Here is a 24,232-nt window from a genome sequence, read left to right as displayed (position 1 = left end):
GCGGTTGCCGATTAGTTGCTCGGGGCCGCGGCGCCCGAAGCCGGCACCGTGGGCGGCGCCGCGAGCGACGAATCGCGCGCGGGGCCGGAAGGCGCCGTGTTGGTGTCGCCCGTGCCTTGCGCGCCGGCGGCCGGGCCGACCGGGTTGCTCGGCGGCACGCCCTGGATTTGCGGCGCCGGCTGACGATGCAACTGGACCTGCGACGGCATCGTGCCGACGTTCTGCGGCAGCGCCGACGACTGCGGATTGCCCGCGCGCACCGAGGGCGTAAAGCCCGACGGCGTTTGCACGGCTTCCGTCGCGCGGTTGGCGGCGGCGGCGGCCTGCGCGTTGGCGTCCTGCGGCAGGGCGTTGGTGGCTGTGCCGAGTTCCGACGTCGGCGTGCGCGCGGTGTCGGGCACGCTCGGGCCCGTCGCGCTCGTGCCGGTGTCCGGCGCGCCGGCGGCTGCGGCCACGGGAGCCGAAGCGCCCGAAGCCGGTGCAGCGGCAGCGGCCTTCTTCTTGCCGCTGCGGTCGCCGTCGATTTCGGCGAGCAGTTCGAGGTTCGAGGGCAGGTCTTCGCCGCCCGACCAGCTCGCGACGCGATCGCCTTCGAACATCACGACAAAGTCACGCTGCTGGACCACCGCCGTCGAGCCGCGCTTGAAGTAGAAGACGTAGTCCCAGCGGTTCGCGTGGAACATGTCGGTGAGCAGCGGCGTGCCGAGCAGTTGCTTGACCTCGGCCCGCGACATGCCCACCTTCATTTGCGCCGCGGCTTCCGCCGAGACGAAATTGCCTTGCACGATGGTGATGCGGTAAGGCGTGATGCTCTGGGCGACCCGTTGCGTCAGGCTGTCGTAAGTGGAACAACCGGCGAGCGCCGCGAACGCGGCCGCAGCCAGCAGGGTGCACGCCAGGCGGCCGCCGTTCATGCGCCGGCCGATCGTTGTGAATTCTGGAATCATTTCCCTCACCGTGCGGGCTTTTCGCGAAGCCGCGCGTATTCTGTAGAAGTTCGTTTGAAGTTCTGCCGAAAATGCCCGGAACGGCAAAAACGCATTAACATAAGAACCTAGCATTGTACTCCAGGGACTTATCGTCATGACCAATCCAACCGATCTCAAGAACATCGGCCTCAAGGCGACGCTGCCTCGCCTCAAGATCCTGGAGATTTTTCAGCATAGCCCGGTGCGTCACCTGACCGCCGAAGACGTCTATCGCAACCTGCTGAACGAGGAGCTCGACATCGGCCTCGCCACGGTTTACCGGGTTCTCACGCAGTTCGAGCAGGCGGGACTGCTCACGCGCAGCAACTTCGAGTCGGGCAAAGCTGTGTTCGAGCTCAACGAAGGCAGCCACCACGACCACCTCGTGTGCCTCGACTGCGGCATTGTGGAGGAATTTTTCGACCCCGAAATCGAAAAGCGCCAGCAGATGATCGCCAACGAGCGCGGCTTCAAGCTCCAGGAGCACGCACTCGCCCTCTACGGCGCGTGCACGAAGGAAAACTGCCCGCACCGCAAGCACTGAGCGGTCGCAGGCCCCAGAAGGGAAAACGCCACGGCAGGGTTGCCGTGGCGTTTTCGTTTGGCGCGTCGAAACACGTCGAAGCGCGTCGAATTTTGAGAAAGAAATTCGAAAAACCCCGGCGGGCCCTCAGGCGAGGGCAAGCGGCTCGTGGGCGCGCGCGAGGCGCCACGGCGCGGCGAGCGTGATCTCGTCGCAGTTCGGCTGCGCGCCGCCACGATCGATCACCACGAAGTCGCTCACCCGGTCGAAGGCGAGTAGCGGGTGATGCCAGACGCCTTTGGCGTAGTTGACGCCCTGCCCGCGCCCGGCCCAGAACGCCCGCAGGTGCGCCGGATCGAACGCGCCCGCCGGCGCGACCACCACCGCGTAGCCCACGTCGCCGAGCGGCACGAACGCCTGGCTGCCGAGCGGATGCCGCTCCATCATCGCGATCTCGACGGGCCACGCGCGCGGCTGGGCGCGAAACACGTTCACGATGGGCCGGCCGCCCGCCTCGTCCACGTCGATGGCGGCGAGATCGTGAAAGCGCTCGGTCGTGCCGCCGTTGATCGGAAAATGGCGCGCGCCTTCGAGCTCGATGACGTCGCCAAACGGCGCGAAAGCCGCGCGCGTCAGGGGTTCCATGTGCAGGATCTGCATCGCGGCTCCTCGCTCAAACGGGTTCGCCCCACAGGCGCAGGCGCGAGACACCGCCGTCCGGGAAGATATTGAAACGTACGTGCGTGACCGGGCCGAGTGCGGCAAGCCCGCTTTCGAACCCATGCTGCTTGTCCATTTCGAGCTTCTGCTCGCCGAGCAGCTCCGGCCAGAACATCGCCTGGGTGATGAGCGAGTCGTCGGTGCCGCCCGTCACGCTCGCCGCCTGAAGCGAGCAGCGGTCCGGATAGTTGCCCTTGAAGTGGGCCGTGTCGACTTCGATCTTGCGGATGATGCCGGGCCGCGCGAGCGCCACGATCGCCCAGTCGTTGCCCGGTTCGCGGCGGCGGCGCGTTTCCCAGCCGTCGCCCATGTTCACGCCGCGGCCCGGCATGAGGAGCGTGGAAGCCAGCCCGAAGTGCTGGTTGTTGGCGGCGACGAGATACGCGCCGTTTTCGATCGCACCAAGGTCGACCAGACTGCCGCGCTCAAGCGTGCTCCAGTCGCGCCTGGGCTGGCCGTACACGCGCAGGCGCGCCAGACCGCCATCGGGATAGAGATTCACGCGCAGATGCGTGAACGCGCGCGTATCGCTCACTTCGACGTAATGATGCTGGTTGCCCTGCAAGGTCGTCGCCGCAACGAGGGTCTGCCAGTCGGCGTTGTCGCCCGGCGCTTCGTCGTCGGCCGCCGGCGCGTAGCACGCCTCGATCGAGGCGGCCGGCGGGAAGTTGCCCGTGAAATGGCTCGTGTCGAGGTCCACGCCGTAAATCACGCCGGGGCGCGCGAGCCGCACCACGCAGAAGTCGTGGCCCGTCGTGCGCTTGCGGCGCGTTTCCCAGCCGTCCATCCACTTGCCGTGGTCGTCGTACTTGCCGGGGATGAACACCGCGGGTTGCGGGTCGAGCATGCGCTCCTTCGGCGCGAAGAACTCGTCGCTCGCATGCAGGGCGCGAGCGCCCAGGCGCGGGTCGGCGAGATTCATGTAGCGGCGCGTGAAGGCGGGAGCGTTGGGGTCGAGTGTCGGAATGGCCATGATGGTGTCGTTTCGCTGGAGTTGTTCAGTGAGTCGAAGGAAAGCGGCGCGCCAGCGCCTGGGTTCAGGCGTGCGCAGGCTTGCCGCCGAGCGCGGCGTCGCCGGCATGCGCGTCGTCTGCGTCGCTCTCGCCTGCGGGCACGTAGAGGAAGCCTTCGTCGAGATTCAGCACGCGCCGGGCGCGCACCTTGTCGATGTCGTGCTCCCACACCGCCACGACCACCGTCGCGACGCAGTTGCCGATCAGGTTCGTGAGCGCGCGGGCGATGCCGACGAACCAATCCACCGGCAGGATCAGCACGAGGCCGAGCACCGGAATCGCGGGAATGGCGGAGAGCGTGGCGGCGAGAATCACGATGGCCGAGCCGGGAATGCCGTGCGCGCCCTTGGAGGTGATGAGCGAGACGAGCACCACGACAATGAGGTCGTGCACGGAAAGCGGCGTGTTCGTGGCCTGCGCGATGAAGATCACCGCAAGCGTCAGGTAGATCGAAAAGCCGTCGAGGTTGAACGAGTAGCCGGTCGGAATCACGAGGCCCACGGTGGAGTCCTTCACGCCCATGAATTCGAGCTTGCGCATGATTTGCGGCAGCACGGCGTCCGAGGAGGCGGTGCCGAGCACGATGGAAAGCTCCTCGCGCAGGTAGCGGATCAGCTTGAACACGTTGAAGCCGGCGAGGCGCATGACGATGCCGAGCACGACGGCGACAAACACGATGCAGCTCGCGTAGAACACGATCACGAGCAGGCCGAGCTGCTTGAGCGAGGCGACGCCGTACGTGCCGGTCGTGAACGCGATCGCGCCGAGCACGCCCAGCGGCGCGAGCTTGATGATGAAGCCCATCACGCGGAAGAACACCTGCGAGAGTTCGTCGATAAGGCTGTTCACGCGCTGCGCCTTCGGCCCGAGCAGCGAGAGCGCGCTGCCGAACAGCACCGAGAACACGAGGATCTGGAGGATGTCGCCCTTCGCGAAGGCATCGAACGCGGTGTCGGGGATGATCTTCAGCAGGAACGCTGCCGTGTCCTTGAGGTTCCTGGCGTGCTCGGTGTAAGTCGCGAGCGACGCCGCGTCGAGCGAATGCAGATCCACGTTCATGCCCGCGCCGGGACGCGTGACATACGCGAGCACGGCGCCGATCACGAGCGCGACGGTCGTCATCGCCTCGAAGTAGACCACCGACTTCAGGCCGACGCGCCCCACCTTCTTCAAATCGCCCGCGTGCGCCATGCCGCTCACCACCACGCAAAACACAATGGGCCCGATCACCATCTTGATGAGTTTGAGAAAGCCGTCGCCGAGCGGCCGCAGCGACTGGGCGAAATGGGGAAACACCGCGCCTACCACGATGCCCAGCACGAGGGCGATCACTACGCGGCCAAACAGCGAATTGAAGAACTTCGTCACGACTTTCTCCTACTGAGCGAGGGGGAGCTAGCAACTGTTCTGACTGGTCTGACCAGCACTGTTATGGCGGATAGTAGGAAGCCGATATACTGGAGTCAAGGTCGGGGAGCGCGGTGTTTACCCTTGCGCGGTCTGACCAGTTTGCGGGCCGGAGCGCAACGCTTGATGCAGCGGCACATGGCCGTTGATGCGATGCACCATGCGGGTGCGCCGCGCAGGACTACAATACCGGTCAGACCACGCGAGCCAAGCGCGCCAACCGATGAAAACCGTTCCGCACACCGTTACCGACGCCGCCATCGCCACGATCCGCGAACGGATCGAAGGCGGCTTGTACCCGGTCGGCAGCCTGCTGCCCGCGCAGCGGCAGCTTTCGGAGGAACTGGCGATCAGCCGCGCGTCGCTGCGCGAGGCGCTCTCCACGCTCGAAGCGCTCGGCATGCTGTCGATCCGCGCGGGCAAGGGCGTGTACGTGACGAGCGCGCAGGCGACGAACGCGCACCCGTGGCGCTTTGCCGATCAGTCGTCGCTGCCCGACACCTACCAGATGCGCTACGCGCTCGAAGGCTTCGCCGCGCGCATGGCGGCGCTGGCGATCGGCGACGCCGACGTCGCATGGCTCGAACAGAACACCGAGGCGCTGCACAGCGCCCTCGCCTGCGACGAACTCGACGAAGCGGCGCAGCTCGACTTCGAATTCCACATGCGCATCGTGAATCTCGCGGGCAACGCGGCGATCGAGTCGATCCTGCGCAGCAGCGCCGACATCATGAAGGAAAGCCAGCGCATGCCGTTCTACCGGCGCGAGCGCGTGCTCTCCACGCATCGCGAGCACGGCCTGATCGTGGCGGCGCTCAAGGCGCGCGACTCGACGGCAGCCGGTGAGGCGATCGAGGCGCACATTGCCAATGCGGCGCAGCGCGCGGGCGTGTACTTCCCGACGCCGCCCGCGTTCGCCGCCGCGCCCCAAAGCGCCATCGAAAGATAAGGACGAAAAAAAACCGCCCCGAGGGGCGGTTTTTTCATCCAGCGTGTAAAGCGTGCTTACTTCGCGTTCGCGAAAGCCACCGCCGTGTCCAGCATGCGGTTCGAGAAGCCCCACTCGTTGTCGTACCAGCTCGACACCTTCACGAGACGGCCCGAGACCTTCGTGAGCGTGGCGTCGAACGTCGACGATGCCGGGTTGTGGTTGAAGTCGATCGACACCAGCGGTGCTTCGTTGTAGCCCAGGATGCCCTTGAGCGCGCCTTCCGAAGCTTCCTTCATGATCGCGTTGACTTCTTCGACCGTCGTGTCGCGCTTGGCGATGAACGACAGGTCGACGATCGACACGTTGATGGTCGGGACGCGAATGGCGTAGCCGTCCAGCTTGCCGTTCAGTTCCGGCAGCACGAGGCCGACAGCCGATGCTGCACCCGTCTTCGTCGGGATCTGGCTGTGCGTGGCCGAGCGCGCGCGGCGCAGGTCTTCGTGGTACACGTCGGTCAGGACCTGGTCGTTCGTGTACGCGTGGATCGTCGTCATCAGGCCGGTTTCGAGGCCGATCTTGTCGTTCAGCGGCTTGACGAGCGGTGCCAGGCAGTTGGTCGTGCACGATGCGTTCGAGATGACCGTGTCCGTCGCCTTCAGCACGTCGTGGTTCACGCCGTAGACGATCGTTGCGTCGACGTCCTTGCCGCCCGGCGCCGAGATGATGACCTTCTTCGCGCCGCCCTTCAGGTGGGCGCTGGCCTTTTCCTTGGTCGTGAAGAAGCCCGTGCACTCGAACACGATGTCGACGCCCAGCTCGCCCCACGGCAGTTCGGCCGGGTTGCGGTTGGCCAGCACGCGGATACGGTCGCCGTTGACGACGAGGTAGTCGCCGTCCACCTTCACTTCGCCCGGGAACTTGCCGTGCGCGGTGTCGTATTGCGTCAGATGCGCGTTGGTCTTCGCGTCACCCAGGTCGTTGATCGCAACGATCTGGATGTCGTGCTTCTTGCCGTTCTCGTAGAGCGCGCGAAGCGTGTTACGGCCGATGCGGCCGTAGCCGTTGATAGCGACGCGAATGGTCATGGTTTATCTCCTGAGGGCTGAAAAATTCTGTACCGGTGCTGCACTGGCGCCGACGCCTGGCTGGGGCGGCTCGAGCGGAATTCGAGCGGGCGCTCAAGGCAGCGGGCCCGCCAGATCTTGCCGATCAGGCGGGCCCGTTACGCATGCTTAGTTGTCGAGTGCGGCCTTGGCCGTCGCCACGACATGATCGACCGTGAAGCCGAAGTGCTTGAACAGCACGCCAGCCGGGGCCGATTCGCCGAACGTGTCGATGCCGACCACGCCGCCTTCGAGGCCCACGTACTTGCGCCAGAAGTCGGTCACACCGGCTTCGATCGCGACGCGGCGCACGCCCTTGGGCAGCACGCGCTCCTTGTATTCAACGTCCTGCTTGTCGTACACGTTCGTGGACGGCATGGACACCACGCGGGCGCCGATGCCTTCGCGCTGGAGCGCTTCGACGGCCTTCATGGCCAGTTCGACTTCAGAACCCGTGGCGATCAGGATGATCTTGCGGCTCGGGATGTCGTCGTTCCAGTCCTTGAGCACGTAACCGCCCTTGGCGATGTTCGCGATCTGCGCGTCGGTGCGCTCGTTGAACTGAAGGTTCTGGCGGCTGAAAATGAGGCTCGACGGGCCGTGATGCGTGATCGACTCGGTCCAGGCCACCGCGGTTTCCACGGTGTCGGCCGGGCGCCAGAGCGTCATGTTCGGAATCAGGCGCAGGCTCGCGACCTGTTCGATCGACTGGTGCGTCGGGCCGTCTTCGCCGAGGCCGATCGAGTCGTGCGTGAACACGAAGATCGACGGGCACTTCATCAGCGCGGCCACGCGCAGCGCGTTGCGGCTGTAGTCCGAGAACGTGAGGAACGTGCCGCCGAACGCCTTGTAGCCGCCGTGCAGGTTCAGGCCGTTGAGCGCCGCGCTCATGCCGAACTCGCGCACGCCGTAGTTGATGTGGTTGCCCCACTGGATACCGGTTTCGCCCGCCTTGGCGGCGCGCACGGCCTTCGAGGCCTTCCAGTTCGTGAGGTTCGAGCCGGTCAGGTCGGCCGAGCCGCCGAGCAGTTCGGGCAGTGCGGCGGCGAGGCCTTCGATGGCCTGCTGCGAAGCCTTGCGGGTCGCGACCGTTTCCTTGCGCGAATCGGCGCCGGCGACGATGGCGGCAGCCTTCTGCGCCCAGTCGGCGGGCAGCTGGTGGGCCATGCGGCGCTCGAATTCGGCGGCTTCGGTCGGGTACTTCGACTTGTAGGCGGCGAATTGTTCGTTCCACGTGGCTTCGAACTTCGCGCCGGCAGCCTTGGCGTCCCAGTCTGCGTAGACTTCCTGCGGCAGCGTGAACGGCTCCCACGTCCAGCCCACCGCTTCGCGCCATTTGGCGATTTCTTCGGCGCCGAGCGGCGAGCCGTGCACGTCGTGACCGCCCGCCTTGCTCGGTGCGCCGTGACCGATCTGCGTCTTGCAGCAGATCAGCGTGGGCTTGTCCGAAGCCTTCGCCTGCTTGATGGCGGCGTCCACTGCGTCCACGTCGTGACCGTTCACATGCGGGATCACGTTCCAGCCGTAGGCTTCGAAGCGCTTGGGCGTGTCGTCGTGGAACCAGTTGACCACGTCGCCGTCGATCGAGATGCCGTTGTCGTCGTACAGCGCGATCAGCTTGTTCAGCTTGAGCGTGCCGGCGAGCGAGCAGGCTTCGTGCGAGATGCCTTCCATCAGGCAGCCGTCGCCGAGGAACACATAGGTGTGGTGATCGACGATCTTCGCGTCGGCCTTGTTGAACTCCGCCGCGAGCAAGGCTTCAGCCAGCGCCATGCCGACCGAGTTCGCCAGACCCTGGCCGAGCGGGCCCGTGGTCGTCTCGACGCCCGGCGTGATGCCGAATTCCGGGTGGCCCGGCGTTTTCGAGTGCAGTTGACGGAAGTTCTTGAGCTCCGCCATCGGCAGGTCGTAGCCGGTCAGGTGCAGCAGCGAGTACAGCAGCATCGAGCCGTGGCCGTTCGACAGCACGAAACGGTCACGGTCGTTCCAGTGCGGGTTCGTCGGGTTATGGCGCAGATGGCGCGACCACAGTGCGACGGCGATCTCGGCCATGCCCATGGGCATGCCGGGGTGACCGGAGTTCGCTTGCTGAACGGCGTCCATGGACAGCGCGCGGATCGCGTTGGCCATCAGCTGGGTGGTAGCGGGGGAGGCGGAGGACGAGGTCGTCATGTCGAGTCCGGAAGTGTGCAAAAAGCGGCGTGGGCGGCCACGTCACGAAGCGCGGGCGCACACAGCAGCGCGGGGGTCCGAAGCTCGGCAAATCGCCCGCTCGGGCGCACATGCGGCGCCAGGAGACGCGAAACGGCCGGAGCAAACGGAGGAGGCTGCAAAGCGCAATATTCTAGCAGATCGTGGGGATTATCCCTGGCTGTAAGGCGAGAGGAACGCGGCGTCCGCCCGCGATTCTCCCCCGCTTGACCAGCCTTCGGCTTGTTGCGGGCCGCCACGGCCGGGGGCGGCTGCGCGGCGCCTATAATGCCGCTGTCGAACCGATTTTTGGCCCCATTTTTCGCGCGCTTTCGTAGGCTCACGCGCGCGGGCCATGCCTCAGGAATTCCGTGACCGCTCCCCTGCTCTTCCATCCCGCTGCCGACGCGCTTTACGGCTTTCCGGGCGCGCGCCGCCTCGCGGCCGCCGATACGCCCTGGCAGCGCATCGAGGTCTGGGACACGCCGCAACTGGGCTGCCTCTTCACGCTGGACGGCCGCCCGATGACCTCCGCCGGCGACGAGTTCATCTATCACGAGTGCATGACCCACCCGGCCGCGCTCACGCATCCCGCCCCGCGCGCGGCGCTCGTGCTGGGCGGTGGCGACGGCGGCGCGGCGCGCCAGTTGCTGCGCCATCCGGGCATCGAGCGTATCGTCGTGGCCGAGCTCGACCCCGACGTGGTGCGCCTGACGGGCGACTACCTGCCCGAGGTGCGCGGCAGCGCCTTCGAAGACCCACGCGTAGAACTCGTGATTGGCGACGCGGCGGCGTTCGTGGCCTCCATGGGCGCATCCGGAGCCGCCACGGCCCGGCAGCGCTTCGACCTGGTCGTGTTCGATCTGACCCCGCCGGATTCGCCCGCCGCCGGGCTCTACACGCGCGAGTTCTACAGCGCCCTCAAAGGCGTGATGAGCGCCGACGCGCTCGTCTCGCTGCATCTCGGCTCGCCGTTCCATCACGCGGCGCGCGTGGGCGCGCTGCTCGCCGGTTTGCGCGAGTCCTTCGCCGTCGTGCGGCCGCTTGCCGCGTATGTCCCGCTCTACGGCTCGCTGTGGCTGATGGCGATCGCCAGCGACATGCTCGACCCCGCGTCGATCGACCCGGCCACGCTGCAAGCTCGCCAGGCCGGGCGCCAACTCGAAGCGCTGCGCTTCTACGACGCACGGTTGCACGAGTCGCTCTTAAAAGCGCCTTTCACTGCCCGCGATAAACTAGGCGAATTCCTACAGCTTTAGTGGTCCTGTCCGTGGACAATGGCAGGTCGCAAACGCTTTCTTCGTGCGCACCCACGCCCAGTAACGGCGCACGGCGCCTCATCCGAACCGCGAATCTGGAGAGACTCGATGACCGCACCCCGCCCTGCCGGCGTGCCGTGGCTGACACCGTATCTGACGGTGCGCGATGCGCGCACCGCGCTGACCTTTTATGAGGCGGCCTTCGGTTTTGGCGTACGCGACAGCGTGGTGGACGACGGCGCGATCATGCACGTGGAAATGACCTACCACGATCAGTTGATCGTCATGTTCGCGCCGGAGGGCGCATTCGGTTCGACGGCGCGCACGCCCAAAAGCGCGCAAACCGTCGCGCCGCAATCCTTTTATTTGTATGTCGACGATGTCGACGCGGTTTATGCGCGGGCCCTCGAAGCCGGCGCGAAATCGCTGAGCGAGCCACAGGACCAATTCTGGGGGGACCGTTTTGCACAGGTCGAAGACCTCGACGGTTACCGCTGGGCGCTTGCTCGCCACCTGTCCTGAATCAATGAGAAATAGTCTTATGCCCCGCTTTTTCGTCGGCAGTTCCCTGCACACCGACGAGGTCGTCACGCTCCCGGACGAAGTCACGCGTCACGTTCAGGTGCTGCGCCTGCAACCCGGCGACACCATCGTTTTGTTCAACGGCCTTGGCGGCGAATACAGCGCCGAGATTCTCGGCATGGAGCGGCGCGACACGCAGGTGCGCATTGGCCCGTTCCGCGACATCGAAACCGAGCCGCCCTACCGGCTCACGCTCGCACAAGGCATTGCCGGCAGCGACAAGATGGATTGGCTGATCGAAAAAGCGGTTGAACTGGGCGCGACGAACTTCGTGCCGCTCACCACCTCGCGCAGCGTCGTGCGGCTCTCGGGCGACCGGGCGGTGCGCCGCCAGGCGCACTGGCAGCGCATCGTGCAATCGTCGTGCGAACAGTGCGGGCGCAACCGCATGCCCGACGTCGCGCCCACACGCGAAATCGCCACCTGGCTCGGCTCGCTGCCCAAGCGCCCCGGCGAAGGCGAGCTGCGCGTGCTGCTTTCCCCGCGTGCGAACGTCTCGTTTTCGACCCTGCCGGCCGAGCCGCCCACGGGTGAAATCACGGTGCTGGTGGGCCCGGAGGGCGGTTTCTCGTCGCCCGAAGAGGCCGCGGCGCTGGACCACGGCTTTATCGCCGTGGGGCTCGGGCCGCGCGTGCTGCGCACCGAAACGGCAGGCATCGCCGTGCTCTCGGCGCTCGCCGCGCGCTGGGGCGGCTGGTAATCGCGCCGCCGGGTGCGCCGGTAAAAATGACAAAGCCCGCCGGAAGGCGGGCTCGCGGTTTTCTGTCGCATGCGCGCGACGGAATGTTCCGTTGAACGTCAGGCGAACGAATAAAAGACCCGGAACGGCACCTGGCGCTCGGCCCAGTATTCGGACGCCTCGCGGAACACGTCGAGCAGCGTCTCGCGGCCGTCCTTGTCGAACTTCTGCGCGATCGGCAGTCCTTCGAGCACGATCACGAAGCCCGGCTGCTCGCCGGCCTTCTGCACCAGATCGGTCAGGCAGTCGTACAAACCATCGTAGTTCTTGCCGAAATGCTTCGGAAACAGAAACGATGTGGCGATGGTTTCGAGCACTTCCTGCTTGGTTTGCGCGTTTGCGCAGAACGCGTAGAGGAAATGCTGGTTCAGCCGCTGCGCTTCGTCGGCGAGATCCTGCACGCGAAACGCCCGAATCGACTGGACGATGTTCGGCCGCACGGTCGCAAACAGGTCCATGGCCTCCTCGTTCAATGAAAGCGCCGCCTCTTTGTCGCGCGACTCGCTGTCTTCCTTCAACTGCATGACGCGCTGGAACAGGTTGCCCTCCCCGGACGCGAACAGATCGCTCGCGACCCGCGGGTCGTGTGCGTAAACGTTATCGCTCATACCGCTCATCCCGGTGTCAATCAATAATTCGCCTGAAACTGGCGTAGTGGTCGTCGGAGTAGTAACAGTTGTCGGTCCGCTTGCGCGAGCCGCCGCAAACAATGCGCTGGGCGCCGCGGTTATGCGCGCCCGGCGTCGGAACGGTGTATTCGTGATAGTAGCCCCGCCGGTGCGGTGGCAATATCCGCTCAAAATTACCGAATACGACGCCGTCCTTCTCGTACGGGAACGGGCCGCCCGCCGCAATCAGGCTCAACGTATTCACCGCCTCGCGCGGCAGTTCGTTGACCGAAATGCTGCCGACGGAAGCGCCCGTGTCGTCCGTCTGGCTGGTGCGAGCCTGAACGCCGGTCGGCGCCAGCGCCGCCACGGCCATAAGCGCCGCCGCCATCACCCGCCGCAAGCCCGGCAGTCCGGAAAACCCGGACGATCTGGACAATCCGCCGCCGAAACAATGAGTTAGACGAGGCGCCATCACCTGGTTCCCGCTTCACGGGTTACGCGTTCGACGACCATGGAGGGTAGGCACCCTTCCTCTCGGAAGAGCGCCCCCCTAAGAACCGTACGTGCGACTTTCACCGCATACGGCTCAAGCCTACATTCATTCCAATCAAAGCCCCATCACATCACTGTAATGGAACCGGCTTAGTTACCGCAACATTCCCAGCGTGTACCTGCTGGTGACAGTGAGGGTGTAACAGCACCCGGTTAGACAAAGCATCTGTACCACCATGCACCCGATACTCTAGGTGATGATCGTGCCAGCCTGTATCGTCCGTTAGAGCACAGCCACAATGCGCGCATAACCCGCTTTGCGACATGTACAACTTGGCCCATTGCTTCCGGTAACGCATCGAGTCCCACATGCGTTCCTGCCGCAACTGCTCGCCGTACTGCTCCCACATCGGATCAAAGGGATCAAACCCTCCTTTAATCTTCTTGTGCCGGTGGATTTCCGTACCGCTAAGCTGGTACAGCTCCGACAACCCTTTCCTACCGTCTTCGTGAACCACGGGTGCAGAGAACACCCAATCGCGCCCACCGACGGTGTGGAAGTACGTCTTCCGCAGCCAGTCGGAGTTCTTGTTTGGATGCCTGCGCTTCGACCATCGCCAGAGCTTCCGGAAAATCAGGTGCTCTAAACGCGTGTACGCCTGCTTGGCTACCACGGGACTGTGATACTGCGCCCAGCCTCGTAGCATCGGGTTCAGCAAGCGGATCAGTTCCTCCTGCTTCACCGTCTTGTTACCGCTGATCGTTTCCGCCACCTTGCGATAGAACGTCTTCACGTTCTTCCTGCTCGGTTTGATGAGTAGTTTTCCCAAGTACTTCCGGAAATTCCACCCAAGGAAATCGAAGCCTTCGTCAATGTGTACGACCCTAGTTTTCTCCTCGGATAACCGAAGTCCTCGCTGAGCCAGGAACACTTCCACCCAAGGGCGGATTTCGCTTTCCAACACCTCTTTCGAGTCGCCGGTGATTACGAAATCGTCCGCGTATCGCACCACATTCACTTTCAGCTTCTTAGCCCTCACGATCCCGAACTTCGCACCGAGGTGCGAAATCAGTTCACGCTCTAAGCCGTTCAGCGTCACGTTAGCCAGTGTCGGGGAAATAATGCCTCCCTGCGGCGTACCGGCCTCAGTCGCCTGTAACTGACCCTTGTAAATCAGGCCAGCTTTCAGCCACTTCCGGAGAATGCCCCTGTCCATTGGAACATGAGACAGCAGCCAGTCGTGGTTGATCCAGTCGAAGCATCCCTTGATATCCGCTTCCAGTACCCATTGGGCCGAAACCCGTTTGGATATGGTGACGAAGATCTGGGACATGGCGTCTGCCGTCGAACGATTTCTCCTGAACCCGTAAGAGTTTGGGTCGCTCGTCGATTCTGCCACTGGCTCCAAGCCCAGCAGATACAGGGCTTGCATCGCCCTGTCCCGCATGGTCGGAATGCCCAGAGGGCGCTCCTTCCCATTGGACTTGGGGATAAAGACTCTCCGTAAAGGCAGAGGCTTGTACCCGCGCCGCTTCAACCTGCCGACAGCTTCCCATCGGCTCTCAGGCGAATCCCACAGTTCGCGATCGACTCCAGCCGTTCGCGCACCCTGGTTTTGCGTAACACGTCGTACCGCATAAAGCTTCGCGGACAACGTGCGGGTCAGCATCCGTTGCAGGGCCTTCACCCTGCGCCAGTCGCCTTCCCGCGTCGCCTTCGCAATTCGAATCTGCATCCCTCTCACGTTCCGCTCAACTCGTCGCCAATCTACGGCGTACCAGTTGTTGTCCGGCGCGTGTGAAAGCGCAGACCCATCCTTTCGGACAGATACTCTCATGCTGCTCTCCCGCTTGAAGAAGTGACTTCCCGCGCGAAGAGCATCACGTCCCCTTGCGGGAGCGTTTTGCTCCCGCATCGGGGGTAAGAACAACACTGACGACCGCAAGGCCGCCAGCAATCACTATTTCCGCTAGAGGGTAGTCAGCCGTCTTGCGACGGTAGACCAGACGGAAGTCTGCCCGCTTTCGCGTGGGGTAATGTCTCAACCCCTATGCATCCCATTACAGGACACCTTTCGCTTTTTCCGTCCTCCCATACCCGCACGGCCAACAGCGTTCCTTGCGGTCCGCCTGCCTGCAATGATCCGCAGGCAACCATACGGGCTTACCACGTTCCCGGCATGTCACACGATTGACTTAGGTTCTACCTATTCCCCGGCGGTCTAGTGACGACGTAACCCGTGCTTTCAGCGAGTTATCCGACCGCGTACCGTTTGGCTTGTGCCTGTCAGCAGCTTAGGCACGGTCCTTATCACGAGGTTTATCAGTAGTTCACTAAAGTTAACCATATCAATCAGCCTAGCCCCTCAACCCCCTTGCTGCTGGGAGTCTCCGGTAGATCGTTTCACAACAGCCTACCGCCCGTGCTTCCGGGGGACGCATTGTCGAAGAAGCTTCAGACCCCACCGTTACCAGTGACGCATGTTCTTCTAGGCTACTGCTGGTCGTACAACAGGTTCTCTGCACTCACATCTACTTCCAGTGAGGCCGAACAATGACACACCGAGCTTTCGCTCGTATCCGCTAGCGAATCCCCTACCCTCAAGATAGAGGAAAATTGCAAACGACACCCCGCCTTGTCGGCGGAGGTGAAGCCGCTGACTGGGCGGGACCTAATGGTAATCAGGTCAATGCAACAAGGATTCCCGGCTGACTGCTCCGGTCTCCAATTTCACTTAAAGGTGCACCTTTATGGGATGCATCTGTTACTTCAAGTGCGACCAACAAGGTGGTCGCCCGCGGAGGGCATGGTGAGTTTCCTCAATAACCCTCTGTAAAGGTGATGCTTTTTCAGTCGATGCTCCGTGACGTGGAGCAGGCGGACACGAGCGTGCGTGTCGCACGAAAGGTGTAAGGGTATCGCTAATGATGCCTGGAAGCAACGATAGCCGGGCGACGACGACTAGAGCTTGACGACGCACAAGCACGGGATAGGTAAATTTTACAATCTCGTTTTGCGCTTCGAAGGCCGATTTCTCCGCACGAAAAAAAGCGGCGCGCTCGTCCGGAGCGCGCCGCTTTTTTGTGCAAACCGCCGGGCTCGCCGGCGTGAGCTGGCTTAACGCGATGCGTTCACGTCGGCAACGAGCAGCGCCGTCATGTTGACAATGCGGCGCACGGTGGCCGAAGCCGTCAGCACGTGCACCGGCTTGGCCGCGCCCAGCAGGATCGGCCCGATGGCGATGTTGTTGCCCGCCGCCGTCTTGAGCAGGTTGTACGAAATGTTCGCCGCGTCGATGTTCGGCATGATGAGCAGGTTCGCTTCGCCTTCGAGCGTCGACTCCGGCAGGATTTCGCGGCGCAGGGTGGCGTCGAGCGCCACGTCGCCGTGCATTTCGCCGTCCACATGCAGGTCCGGCGCACGTTCCTTGAGGAGTTCGAGCAGATCGCGCATCTTCTGCGCGGAAGGCGCGTTGCTCGAACCGAAGTTCGAGTGCGAGCACAACGCGACCTTCGGCTCGATGCCGAAGCGGCGCACTTCCTCGGCGGCCATGATGGTGATTTCGGCGAGCTGCTCGGGCGTCGGATCGACGTTCACGTGCGTGTCGACGATGAAGATCTGGCGGTTCGGCAGCACGAGCGCGTTCATCGCCGCGTACACGTTGCAGCCCGCCTTCTTGCCGATCACCTGGTCGATGAAGTGCAGATGGCGGTGCGTCGTGCTGACCGTGCCGCAGATCATGCCGTCGGCTTCACCCCGCTGCACGAGCATCGAGCCGATCAGCGTGGTGCGGCGGCGCATTTCGAGCTTCGCCATTTGCTGCGTGATGCCCTTGCGCGCCATGAGCTTGGCGTAGCTTTGCCAGAAGTCGCGATAGCGCTCGTCGTGGTCGGTGTTGACGACCGTGTAATCCTGGCCCGCGACAAGACGCAGACCGTAACGCGCGATGCGCTGCTCGATCACAGCCGGGCGGCCGATCAGGATAGGCTTGGCGAGCTTTTCGTCGATCACGATCTGCACGGCGCGCAGGATGCGCTCTTCTTCGCCCTCGGCGAACACGATGCGCTTCTTCTCCGGCTCCACGGCGCGCGCGAGCTGGAAGATCGGCTTCATCGTCGTGCCGCTGTGGTAGACGAACTGCTGGAGATGCTGCTCGTAAGCGTCCATGTCCTCGATCGGACGCGTCGCGACGCCCGAGTCCATGGCCGCCTTCGCCACGGCCGGCGCGATCTTCACGATCAGACGCGGGTCGAAGGGCTTCGGAATCAGATATTCAGGCCCGAATTGCAGATCCTGGATGCCATAGGCCGTGGCCACCACGTCGCTCTGCTCCTGGCGCGCCAGTTCCGCAATCGCGTTCACGGCGGCGATTTCCATCTCGCGCGTGATGGTGGTCGCGCCCACGTCGAGCGCGCCGCGGAAGATGAACGGGAAGCACAGGACGTTGTTCACCTGGTTCGGGTAGTCCGTGCGGCCCGTGGCGAGCACGGCGTCCGGACGCACTTCGAGCGCCAGCTCCGGCAGGATTTCCGGCGTGGGGTTCGCGAGCGCGAGAATCAGCGGCTTCGCTGCCATCTGCTTGACCATGTCCTGCTTGAGCACGCCGCCGGCCGAAAGGCCGAGGAAAATGTCGGCGCCTTCGATCACTTCGGCAAGCGTGCGCGCGTTGGTCTCACGCGCGAAACGCTCCTTGTCCGGATCCATCAGCTCGGTGCGGCCCTTGTAGACCACGCCCGCGAGGTCGGTCACGATGATGTTTTCGAGCGGCAGGCCGAGATCGACGAGCAGGTCCAGACACGCCAGCGCCGCTGCGCCCGCGCCCGAGGCGACGAGCTTCACGTCCTTGATGTCCTTGCCCACGACCTTCAGGCCGTTCGAGAAGGCGGCCGCCACCACGATGGCCGTGCCGTGCTGGTCGTCGTGGAAGACCGGAATCTTCATGCGCTTGCGCGCTTCCCGTTCGACGATGAAGCACTCGGGCGCCTTGATGTCTTCGAGGTTGATGCCGCCGAAGGTCGGCTCGAGCGCGGCGATCACGTCGACGAGCTTGTGCGGGTCCGATTCGTTCAACTCGATGTCGAAGACGTCGATGCCCGCGAACTTCTTGAAGAGCACCGCCTTGCCTTCCATCACCGGTTTCGAAGCGAGCGGCCCGATGTTGCCGAGCCCGAGCACGGCCGTGCCGTTCGACACGACGCCCACCAGATTGCTGCGCGCCGTGAAGCGCGCGGCGTTGAGCGGATTCTCGACGATCGCCTCGCAGGCGAACGCCACGCCCGGCGAGTACGCGAGCGAGAGATCGCGCTGGTTGATCATCTGCTTGGTCGGCGCAATCGCGATCTTCCCAGGCGTGGGGAACTCGTGATAATCGAGTGCGGCTTCGCGAAGCTTGTTCGTGGCGGGATTCGACATAAGAGGCAGGACGTTAGTGCGGATTAGAATGACAACTCGAACGCTAAGTTGACCGATTGTAGCGCCAATCCCTGACAGCATTCCTTACAGTTAAGGCGCAAGTGCCGCGACTCCGATGCGGGAAACGACGCGCCGGCCACGCCTCACGTAATAGACCTTTCGTCATGCTTTCCGAGTTCTCTCTCATCGACCGATATTTCGCACGCCGCGCGCGCGAGCACACACAACGCGCGACGCTCGGCATAGGCGACGACTGCGCGCTCATCGCGCCCGCCCCCGGCGAAATGCTGGCCGTTTCGACCGACATGCTGGTGGAAGGCCGCCACTTCTTCCCGGATATCGATCCGCACGCGCTCGGCCACAAGGCGCTCGCGGTCAACCTGTCGGACCTCGCCGCGATGGGCGCACAGCCGCTCGGCTTCACGCTCGCGTTCGCGCTGCCCAAGCCCGGCGAGGACTGGCTCGCCGCGTTCAGCGCCGGGCTTTTCGAGCTGGCCGACCGTTTCGACTGCGAGCTGATTGGCGGCGACACCACGGCGGGACCGCTCAATCTTTGCCTTACGGTTTTCGGTTCGGTGCGTCAGGATGCCGCACTCCGGCGCGACGCCGCGCAGGCCGGCGACGACATCTGGGTGTCCGGCACGCCCGGCGACGCGCGCGCGGGCCTCGGCATGATGCGCGGCGAATGGCAGATGAACGCGCTGGTGGATGAGAAGGACGCCGCGCATTTTCGCCGCGCGCTCGAATATCCCGAACCGCGCGTGGCGCTCGGCCTCGCGCTGCGCGGCGTGGCGCGCGCGGCGCTCGATGTCTCCGACGGACTGGCCGGCGACCTGCGCCACATCCTGGAGCGATCGAATCTCGCGGCGACCGTCGATGTGGACGCGCTGCCGCTCTCGCCCGCGCTCGCGCGTCTGCCGCGCGACGTGCAACTGCAATGCGCGCTCGCGGGCGGCGACGATTACGAGCTGTGCTTCACCGCCGCCCCGGCGCAACGCGAGGCCGTCGCGGCGGCGGCGCAACAGGCCGGCGTGCGCGTCACGCGCATCGGTACAATGAGTTCGCCCGCATCGACTCACGACGCCCCCGAGATTCGCTGGCGCGACGCCGCGGGCGCGCCGCTCAACCTGACGTTGCAAGGCTTCGATCACTTCCATGCAGACTGACCCCACGCCCTCGCCCGCCGACGAATACGCGACGGGGGGCCAGCCGGCTCCCGCAAAAGGCCCGGCGTCCGGCGCGCCGAAACCCGGCCCGCGCCGCGCCGACGCGGCGTTCATGCTCACGCATCCGTTGCACATCGTCTCGCTCGGCTTCGGCTCCGGCCTTTCGCGCCTCGCGCCCGGCACGGCCGGCACGCTGTTCGCGTGGGCCGCGTTCGAAGTGCTCAACCGCTACCTCACCGTGACCGAGTGGGGCTTGCTGATCATGGTGGGCTTTTTCGCGGGCATCGCCATCACGGGCTTCACCGCGAAGAAGCTCAGCGTGGAAGATCCCTCGGCCATCGTCTGGGACGAAATCGTCGCGTTCTGGCTCGTGCTGCTGATGATCACGCCCGTCGACTTCACGGGACGCCTGTGGGCCTTCGTGGTGTTCCGCTTCTTCGACACGGTGAAACCGCCGCCCATCCGCTATTTCGACCGGCATTTCAAGGGCGGCCTCGGCATCATGCTCGACGACATCGTCGCCGCCTTTTTCACGCTGCTCGTCATCGCGCTCTGGCGCATGTCGGTCTGAAGCGACTTCGCCACCCTTTCCACGGATTGCCGCAATGTCTACCGACTCCGTCGTTCACCAACTCGCCATCCGCGTCGGCAACAAGCTGCGCGACGGGCGTCTCATGCTCGCGACCGCCGAGTCCTGCACCGGCGGCATGGTCGCCACCGCCATCACCGACATCTCGGGCAGCAGCGGCTGGTTCGAGCGCGGCTTCGTGACCTATTCGAACCAGGCGAAGTCCGAGATGATCGGCGTGCCGTCCGAACTGATCGAAAAGCACGGCGCGGTGAGCGAGCCGGTTGCGCGCGCCATGGCCGAAGGCGCGCTCAGCAACAGCCGGGCACAAGTTTCGCTCGCCATCACCGGCGTCGCCGGGCCTGGCGGCGGCACGCCGGAAAAACCCGTCGGCATGGTGTCGTTCGGCTGGAGCAACCGGCTGCATACGAGCGTCGAGACGCTGGTGTTCAAGGGCGACCGCGAACAGATCCGCGTGCAGGCCGCCGCGCACGCGCTGCGCGGGCTACTCGCGCTCATCGACGAACAGGAACGCTGACGCGTTCGGCGGCCTTCCCGCCGGACGCCGTCACCCAACGGTCATAAACGGCTATCACGGGCTACAGGAGGCCGCCATCATGGCAACCGCGAACCACGCAGTCGAAGAACTGATCCGCCGCTTCGGGCTCGAACCGCACCCCGAAGGCGGCCACTACAGCGAAACCTATCGCGCCGACAAGCTCGTGCGCCGTGACGGCGCAAACGACGCAGACGGCACGCGCGCGGCCTCGACGGCCATCTACTTCCTGCTTGCGGAAGGCGCGTATTCGGCGTGGCACCGTATCCGCTCCGACGAGCTATGGCACTTCTACGCGGGCTCCCCCATCGAAATCCATTCGATCGACGAGCGCGGCGTGCTCTCCACGCGCAAGCTCGGCCATGCGCTCGACCATCCGGGCACGGTATTCCAGGCCGTGGTGCCGGCGGGCCACTGGTTCGCGGCCCGCTGCTGCGACCCGTCCACCTATGCGCTCGTGGGCTGCACCGTGGCGCCGGGATTCGAATTCAGCGAGTTCGAAATCGCCGATGTGACCGCGCTGGCCGAAAAATATCCACTGCATCGCTCGATCATCGAATTGTTCGGCAAGCCGGCTTCGGCAGGAAGAAGCAACTGACAGGACGCCTCCGGCAACAGCCGGGCGAGGCGCCATTGGGACGTCAGCGATTCGCGGCCTTGGCAGCCGTTTCGCACAGCGCCTCAAAATCCTTGCTGACATTGAATTCGCGCATTTCGCGAAGCGACGCACAGGCAAGCTGAGCGAATCGGCGTGACGCTTCCAGGGTTAGCGCGGCGGTCGAGCCCGGAACCGCCTGCATGCCCATCATGCCGCGAAAGAAGCGCTCAGCGTGAATGGATGGGTGATAGTGCATGCGCACTCGCTTGCGGTCATGCAACCGCGGATTGCCGAATATCATGAGCAGTGCCAACGAAAATGCACCATCCTCACCGCCCAGGCGACGAAATACTTCGTCGGCAGGAAATCCTCCTAGCGCGGCGTAAGCCGAGCGTCGGATGACAAGGCTGCTGGGCACCGTATTGCTCAACGTATCCGCCACTTTCCGGAAATCCGGATGCGCGACGATATCAGCCGGAAAGCCGCAATATTCAACGTCCAGCCGGATGGAAGGCTCACGTGGGTGCCTCGCCAGATACTCGACGGCGTCACGCAGCGCGCCCGGCAAGTATTCGTCGTCGGCGTCGAGGAAAGCCAGCAGTGGATGCGCGGCATTCAGCGCCCCCCAGTTGCGCGCACACGCGGCTCCGCCGTTCTGCGGCATGCGCAACAACTCGATTCGTGAATATTGGCGCGCATATGCGGCGCAAACGGTCGCTGACGCGTCCTGCGAGCCATCGTCCACGACGAGAATTTGCGTCGCTTCGGGCTGCGCCAGGCAGCTATCCAGCGCGCGTGCGAGCGTGTGCCCGGCGTTGAAGCAGGGAACAATTACGGAAATTGACATAACGAAAGTCTGCAAGAGAGAAGCGCCGGTTCAAGTGCGTTCCAAACGTCGTCCGCGCGAATAACAAATATCCATCCGTCCCCTGCCGGCAGTCAATCAGCCAGCCGCGAACCCCATGAACTGCGACGCGCTCAAGCCACGCGCTTTCACCCAAAGGCGCAAGTCGCGCAAAAAAAAAGCGTGCCCGAAGGCACGCTCAAACGCCCCACCACGCCAGGCGGTCTGCCAGCCGCCGCCTGGTCCACGCACCCTACTGCGTGTTCTTCTGCTTGCCGCCTATTTGGCGGTGATCTCCACGCGACGGTTCGGCGCGAGGCAAGCAATGACTTCGGAGGTCGCCCGGCTGCCCGGACACATCTTCACCGGGTTCGCGGAACCCAGTCCCTTCACGTCGACCCGCTCGGCCGCCAGGCCGCGCTGCTTCAGCCCCTGCGCGACAGCCCGTGCGCGCCGCAGCGAGAGATCGAGGTTGTGCGCGTCAGGGCCGAACCGGTCGGTGTAGCCGGTGATCGTCAATGCCTGCACCTTGCGGCTCGCGCCATTGAGCTGCTGCGCGACCAGGTCGAGCTGGCGTCCGCCTTGCGCAGTCAACACCGCGCTATCGAAGCCGAATACCGCATCGGCGGACAGCGCGAGCGGCGCTTGCACTGGCGGCTGCGGCAGCGGCGCGGCCGGCGGCGCACAGTGCGCGAGTTCGGCTTCGACCTGCTGCGCCAGTTTCTGTGCGTTCTCGATCGCGTCCCAGCCGTGTACCCAGCGCGTGCCGACCGTCTCTTCCTGTTCCTTCCAGGCTTCATCGGTCAACGCCGACAGGCGTCCCGCGTCCTCGCCGCGACACGGCGATACCGATGCGCGCTGATTCACGGCATCGAGTTCGAGCAGCGCCTTCTGCCATGCGTCGCGCGTCGGCATGTACTTCGCGTGATAAATCGGCTCGAACGGCACGCTGCCGTCCACGAAATGCCGTGCGTTGTTGTACGCCCTGGTGCCCGCGTCGTTGTACACGTTCGAGGCCAGCGCCACATGGCTGTCCTGACGCACCGCCACGTCGAGCCAGCCTTCGGCCAGACCGCGCTGGTAAGGATCGGCCACGCGCTGCGTCGCCGAGCGCATCGCCTGGACCTGATCGCGAGGTGCCGGAGACGAGCATGCGCTCGCCAGCGCGGCAACGAGTGCCGCACACAGGAATGTTTTTTTCATAAGTTTCTCCGTGCCCGCCGCGGTTTCCCGCGGCGGGTCAGCGACGGTCTATCAGAACCCGAAGGTTGCGCCGACCGACGCGCCGGTGGCACTGCCGCTCGCCGTGGAACGGGCGACGTGAGCGTTGAGCAGCAGACGGGTCCCGACGTAGTAGTTGGCGCCGAGCGCGAGCGCGCCCTGACCGCCATACGTACCGGCCGCAACCGACATCTGGAAGTTGCCTTCCGCGCGCGCATTCGGGATCAGCGAAGAGGCCGCCATGGCCGCCGCACCGACACCGTTCATCTGGTCGCGCACCTTGCCGATCTGCTGGTCGGTGTACGACTTCGACTGCTGCACGCCCTGCTGAACCATGGTGTTCACGTTATCCGTGACCTGGCCCACCGCATCGTTGAGCTGATTGACGTTGACCGCGTCGGTCCCCGCCGTACCAGCCGCGACGTTGGTCACCTGGCGCTCGTTGCCCGCCGAGCCCATCGACACCGTGTTGGCACGATCGGCCACCGAACCCGCGCCCAGCGCCACCGAATTGGCCGCACTAGCCGTGGCGTTCGCGCCCAGCGCCGTCGCCTGGTCGCCGCTCGCCAGCGAGCTCGCGCCCACCGCCGTCGCCTGCGTGCCCGTTGCCGCGGCATTGGCACCCGCAGCCGTGGCATGCGTGCCGCTTGCGCTCGCCGCTTCCGTGTCGCGGTTGCCATCGGCCGCGAACATCGGATTCGTGGCGTTTTCCGCGATATTGGTCACGGTCGCGATCGCCGAATTCATCTGGCCGAGGTTCACGGCGTCGCTGTCGACCTGACCGTCTGCGACGTTGTGGATCGCCACCGCACTGGTCGCACCGCTGCCGCCCAGCGTGACGCTGGTGTGGCTCGACGAGTCGTAGCTCACGGTGTCCGCCAGTTGACCTTGCATCTGCGTGACGCTGCCCGAGAGGTTCGTGATCGCATCGCCAACGTTGTTGAACGTCGAGCCGCCCACCACGTACGTCGGGTTCGAGATCGAACCGTTCGCGTTCACCGTCGAGCCGCCGCCCAGCGAGCTGGCCGTCGAGCTGGCCAGACCGTAGAGCTGCGAGCCGTTCACCGCGTCGAAGCTCGACGCGCTCACCGCACCTGCCGCCACGTTGTGCAGCGCCACCGGCGTCGTTGCGCCCGCGCCGCCCAGCGTCACCGAATCGTGCGCCGACGAGTCATACATCACCGCATCGGCAAGCTGGCCGTTGAGGTTCGTGATGTCGCCCGACAGGTTCGAGATGCTCTGGTTCGTCGCGTACAACTGCGCACCGTTCACCGCGTCCGTGCTCGACGCGCTCAGATCGCCCGCCGCCACGTTCGTCAGCTTCACCG

Annotated in this window: 22 protein-coding genes; 9 read left to right on the top strand and 13 right to left on the bottom strand. The window is 64.6% G+C overall.

Going from position 1 to position 24,232, the window contains the following annotated elements; translation table 11 throughout:
- Positions 1-11: 11 nt before the first annotated feature.
- Complete coding sequence (locus tag C7402_RS03265; protein ID WP_112171960.1) at positions 12-947, bottom strand: outer membrane protein assembly factor BamE; 936 nt, start codon at positions 945-947, stop codon at positions 12-14.
- A gap of 136 nt (positions 948-1,083) precedes the next feature.
- Here C7402_RS03265 and fur point away from each other — a divergent pair, with 136 nt between their 5' ends.
- Positions 1,084-1,512: a ferric iron uptake transcriptional regulator gene (gene fur / locus C7402_RS03260; protein WP_065065157.1), complete on the top strand. Its 429-nt coding sequence runs from the start codon at positions 1,084-1,086 to the stop codon at positions 1,510-1,512.
- Positions 1,513-1,638: 126 nt separating this feature from the next.
- Here fur and C7402_RS03255 read toward each other — a convergent pair whose 3' ends face one another.
- From C7402_RS03255 to C7402_RS03245, 3 genes are all read right to left on the bottom strand, one after another.
- Positions 1,639-2,151, bottom strand: coding sequence for an ureidoglycolate lyase (locus tag C7402_RS03255; RefSeq protein ID WP_116609584.1), 513 nt, complete (start codon positions 2,149-2,151; stop codon positions 1,639-1,641).
- Between the two features lie 13 nt (positions 2,152-2,164).
- Positions 2,165-3,184 (bottom strand): allantoicase, encoded by a 1,020-nt coding sequence (gene alc, locus C7402_RS03250; RefSeq protein WP_116609678.1) that lies wholly within the window; start codon positions 3,182-3,184, stop codon positions 2,165-2,167.
- A gap of 64 nt (positions 3,185-3,248) precedes the next feature.
- Entirely contained in the window at positions 3,249-4,592 is a 1,344-nt protein-coding gene (locus C7402_RS03245; protein WP_116609583.1) for a C4-dicarboxylate transporter DctA, read from the bottom strand.
- Positions 4,593-4,854: 262 nt separating this feature from the next.
- Here C7402_RS03245 and C7402_RS03240 point away from each other — a divergent pair, with 262 nt between their 5' ends.
- A complete protein-coding gene (locus tag C7402_RS03240; RefSeq protein ID WP_116609582.1) occupies positions 4,855-5,580 on the top strand; it encodes a FadR/GntR family transcriptional regulator in 726 nt (241 codons plus the stop codon).
- A 56-nt stretch (positions 5,581-5,636) separates the two neighbouring features.
- On the opposite strand, the gene gap is transcribed toward C7402_RS03240, so the two are convergent.
- Together gap and tkt are read right to left on the bottom strand one after the other, a co-directional pair.
- Entirely contained in the window at positions 5,637-6,647 is a 1,011-nt protein-coding gene (gap, locus tag C7402_RS03235) for a type I glyceraldehyde-3-phosphate dehydrogenase (RefSeq protein ID WP_112171964.1), read from the bottom strand.
- A gap of 147 nt (positions 6,648-6,794) precedes the next feature.
- Complete coding sequence (tkt, locus tag C7402_RS03230; protein WP_116609581.1) at positions 6,795-8,837, bottom strand: transketolase; 2,043 nt, start codon at positions 8,835-8,837, stop codon at positions 6,795-6,797.
- 389 nt (positions 8,838-9,226) lie between these two features.
- On the opposite strand from tkt, the gene speE reads away from it, so the two are divergent.
- The 3 genes from speE to C7402_RS03215 all read left to right on the top strand — a co-directional run bounded on the left by speE (position 9,227) and on the right by C7402_RS03215 (position 11,396).
- Entirely contained in the window at positions 9,227-10,114 is an 888-nt protein-coding gene (speE, locus tag C7402_RS03225; RefSeq protein WP_112171966.1) for a polyamine aminopropyltransferase, read from the top strand.
- Positions 10,115-10,222: 108 nt separating this feature from the next.
- Positions 10,223-10,636 carry a VOC family protein gene (locus tag C7402_RS03220; protein WP_116609580.1) on the top strand — a complete coding sequence of 138 codons (414 nt, stop codon included), beginning with the start codon at positions 10,223-10,225 and terminating at the stop codon, positions 10,634-10,636.
- A gap of 19 nt (positions 10,637-10,655) precedes the next feature.
- The gene (locus C7402_RS03215) at positions 10,656-11,396 is read left to right on the top strand and encodes a 16S rRNA (uracil(1498)-N(3))-methyltransferase (RefSeq protein WP_116609579.1); all 741 of its coding nucleotides are present in this window, start codon (positions 10,656-10,658) and stop codon (positions 11,394-11,396) included.
- Positions 11,397-11,494: 98 nt separating this feature from the next.
- On the opposite strand, the gene C7402_RS03210 is transcribed toward C7402_RS03215, so the two are convergent.
- From C7402_RS03210 to C7402_RS03190, 4 genes are all read right to left on the bottom strand, one after another.
- The gene (locus C7402_RS03210) at positions 11,495-12,052 is read right to left on the bottom strand and encodes a barstar family protein (RefSeq protein ID WP_112171969.1); all 558 of its coding nucleotides are present in this window, start codon (positions 12,050-12,052) and stop codon (positions 11,495-11,497) included.
- Between the two features lie 7 nt (positions 12,053-12,059).
- On the bottom strand, positions 12,060-12,419 hold the full coding sequence (locus C7402_RS03205) for a ribonuclease (protein ID WP_224038570.1): 360 nt from the start codon (positions 12,417-12,419) through the stop codon (positions 12,060-12,062).
- A 250-nt stretch (positions 12,420-12,669) separates the two neighbouring features.
- Positions 12,670-14,376: a group II intron reverse transcriptase/maturase gene (gene ltrA / locus C7402_RS03200; protein WP_116609578.1), complete on the bottom strand. Its 1,707-nt coding sequence runs from the start codon at positions 14,374-14,376 to the stop codon at positions 12,670-12,672.
- A 1,280-nt stretch (positions 14,377-15,656) separates the two neighbouring features.
- Positions 15,657-17,951: an NADP-dependent malic enzyme gene (locus C7402_RS03190; RefSeq protein ID WP_112171973.1), complete on the bottom strand. Its 2,295-nt coding sequence runs from the start codon at positions 17,949-17,951 to the stop codon at positions 15,657-15,659.
- Between the two features lie 164 nt (positions 17,952-18,115).
- On the opposite strand from C7402_RS03190, the gene thiL reads away from it, so the two are divergent.
- From thiL to C7402_RS03170, 4 genes are all read left to right on the top strand, one after another.
- Positions 18,116-19,117: a thiamine-phosphate kinase gene (gene thiL / locus C7402_RS03185; protein WP_116609577.1), complete on the top strand. Its 1,002-nt coding sequence runs from the start codon at positions 18,116-18,118 to the stop codon at positions 19,115-19,117.
- Positions 19,107-19,688: a phosphatidylglycerophosphatase A family protein gene (locus C7402_RS03180; protein ID WP_116609576.1), complete on the top strand. Its 582-nt coding sequence runs from the start codon at positions 19,107-19,109 to the stop codon at positions 19,686-19,688. The genes thiL and C7402_RS03180 overlap by 11 nt, the downstream gene beginning before the upstream one ends.
- Positions 19,689-19,722: 34 nt before the next feature.
- Entirely contained in the window at positions 19,723-20,223 is a 501-nt protein-coding gene (locus C7402_RS03175; protein ID WP_112171976.1) for a CinA family protein, read from the top strand.
- A 79-nt stretch (positions 20,224-20,302) separates the two neighbouring features.
- Positions 20,303-20,839, top strand: a complete 537-nt coding sequence (locus C7402_RS03170; protein WP_116609575.1) for a cupin domain-containing protein — start codon at positions 20,303-20,305, stop codon at positions 20,837-20,839.
- A gap of 43 nt (positions 20,840-20,882) precedes the next feature.
- Here C7402_RS03170 and C7402_RS03165 read toward each other — a convergent pair whose 3' ends face one another.
- The 3 genes from C7402_RS03165 to C7402_RS46715 all read right to left on the bottom strand — a co-directional run.
- The gene (locus C7402_RS03165; protein ID WP_116609574.1) at positions 20,883-21,686 is read right to left on the bottom strand and encodes a glycosyltransferase family 2 protein; all 804 of its coding nucleotides are present in this window, start codon (positions 21,684-21,686) and stop codon (positions 20,883-20,885) included.
- A 276-nt stretch (positions 21,687-21,962) separates the two neighbouring features.
- Positions 21,963-22,886: an OmpA family protein gene (locus C7402_RS03160; RefSeq protein WP_116609573.1), complete on the bottom strand. Its 924-nt coding sequence runs from the start codon at positions 22,884-22,886 to the stop codon at positions 21,963-21,965.
- A gap of 51 nt (positions 22,887-22,937) precedes the next feature.
- The coding region (locus tag C7402_RS46715; RefSeq protein WP_208948881.1) for a YadA family autotransporter adhesin at positions 22,938-24,232 on the bottom strand (1,295 nt) is incomplete at its 5' end.

The sequence above is a fragment of the Paraburkholderia unamae genome, assembly GCF_003096875.1.
GTDB classification, from domain to species: Bacteria; Pseudomonadota; Gammaproteobacteria; order Burkholderiales; family Burkholderiaceae; genus Paraburkholderia; species Paraburkholderia unamae.
The sequence above is the reverse complement of the archived record's forward strand: the minus strand, read 5'-3'. Positions and strand labels throughout refer to the sequence as shown.

Coding starts and splice junctions, on each gene's coding strand:
- C7402_RS03170 (WP_116609575.1), top strand. CDS start 20,303: ATGGCAACCGCGAACCACGCAGTCGAAGAACTGATCCGCCGCTTCGGG.
- C7402_RS03255 (WP_116609584.1), bottom strand. CDS start 2,151: ATGCAGATCCTGCACATGGAACCCCTGACGCGCGCGGCTTTCGCGCCG.
- C7402_RS03220 (WP_116609580.1), top strand. CDS start 10,223: ATGACCGCACCCCGCCCTGCCGGCGTGCCGTGGCTGACACCGTATCTG.
- ltrA (WP_116609578.1), bottom strand. CDS start 14,376: ATGAGAGTATCTGTCCGAAAGGATGGGTCTGCGCTTTCACACGCGCCG.
- C7402_RS03190 (WP_112171973.1), bottom strand. CDS start 17,951: ATGTCGAATCCCGCCACGAACAAGCTTCGCGAAGCCGCACTCGATTAT.
- C7402_RS03175 (WP_112171976.1), top strand. CDS start 19,723: ATGTCTACCGACTCCGTCGTTCACCAACTCGCCATCCGCGTCGGCAAC.
- C7402_RS03180 (WP_116609576.1), top strand. CDS start 19,107: ATGCAGACTGACCCCACGCCCTCGCCCGCCGACGAATACGCGACGGGG.
- C7402_RS03165 (WP_116609574.1), bottom strand. CDS start 21,686: ATGTCAATTTCCGTAATTGTTCCCTGCTTCAACGCCGGGCACACGCTC.
- C7402_RS03240 (WP_116609582.1), top strand. CDS start 4,855: ATGAAAACCGTTCCGCACACCGTTACCGACGCCGCCATCGCCACGATC.
- fur (WP_065065157.1), top strand. CDS start 1,084: ATGACCAATCCAACCGATCTCAAGAACATCGGCCTCAAGGCGACGCTG.
- alc (WP_116609678.1), bottom strand. CDS start 3,184: ATGGCCATTCCGACACTCGACCCCAACGCTCCCGCCTTCACGCGCCGC.
- C7402_RS03205 (WP_224038570.1), bottom strand. CDS start 12,419: ATGGCCGTGGCGGCGCTGGCGCCGACCGGCGTTCAGGCTCGCACCAGC.
- tkt (WP_116609581.1), bottom strand. CDS start 8,837: ATGACGACCTCGTCCTCCGCCTCCCCCGCTACCACCCAGCTGATGGCC.
- C7402_RS03265 (WP_112171960.1), bottom strand. CDS start 947: ATGATTCCAGAATTCACAACGATCGGCCGGCGCATGAACGGCGGCCGC.
- C7402_RS03210 (WP_112171969.1), bottom strand. CDS start 12,052: ATGAGCGGTATGAGCGATAACGTTTACGCACACGACCCGCGGGTCGCG.
- C7402_RS03215 (WP_116609579.1), top strand. CDS start 10,656: ATGCCCCGCTTTTTCGTCGGCAGTTCCCTGCACACCGACGAGGTCGTC.
- thiL (WP_116609577.1), top strand. CDS start 18,116: ATGCTTTCCGAGTTCTCTCTCATCGACCGATATTTCGCACGCCGCGCG.
- gap (WP_112171964.1), bottom strand. CDS start 6,647: ATGACCATTCGCGTCGCTATCAACGGCTACGGCCGCATCGGCCGTAAC.
- C7402_RS03160 (WP_116609573.1), bottom strand. CDS start 22,886: ATGAAAAAAACATTCCTGTGTGCGGCACTCGTTGCCGCGCTGGCGAGC.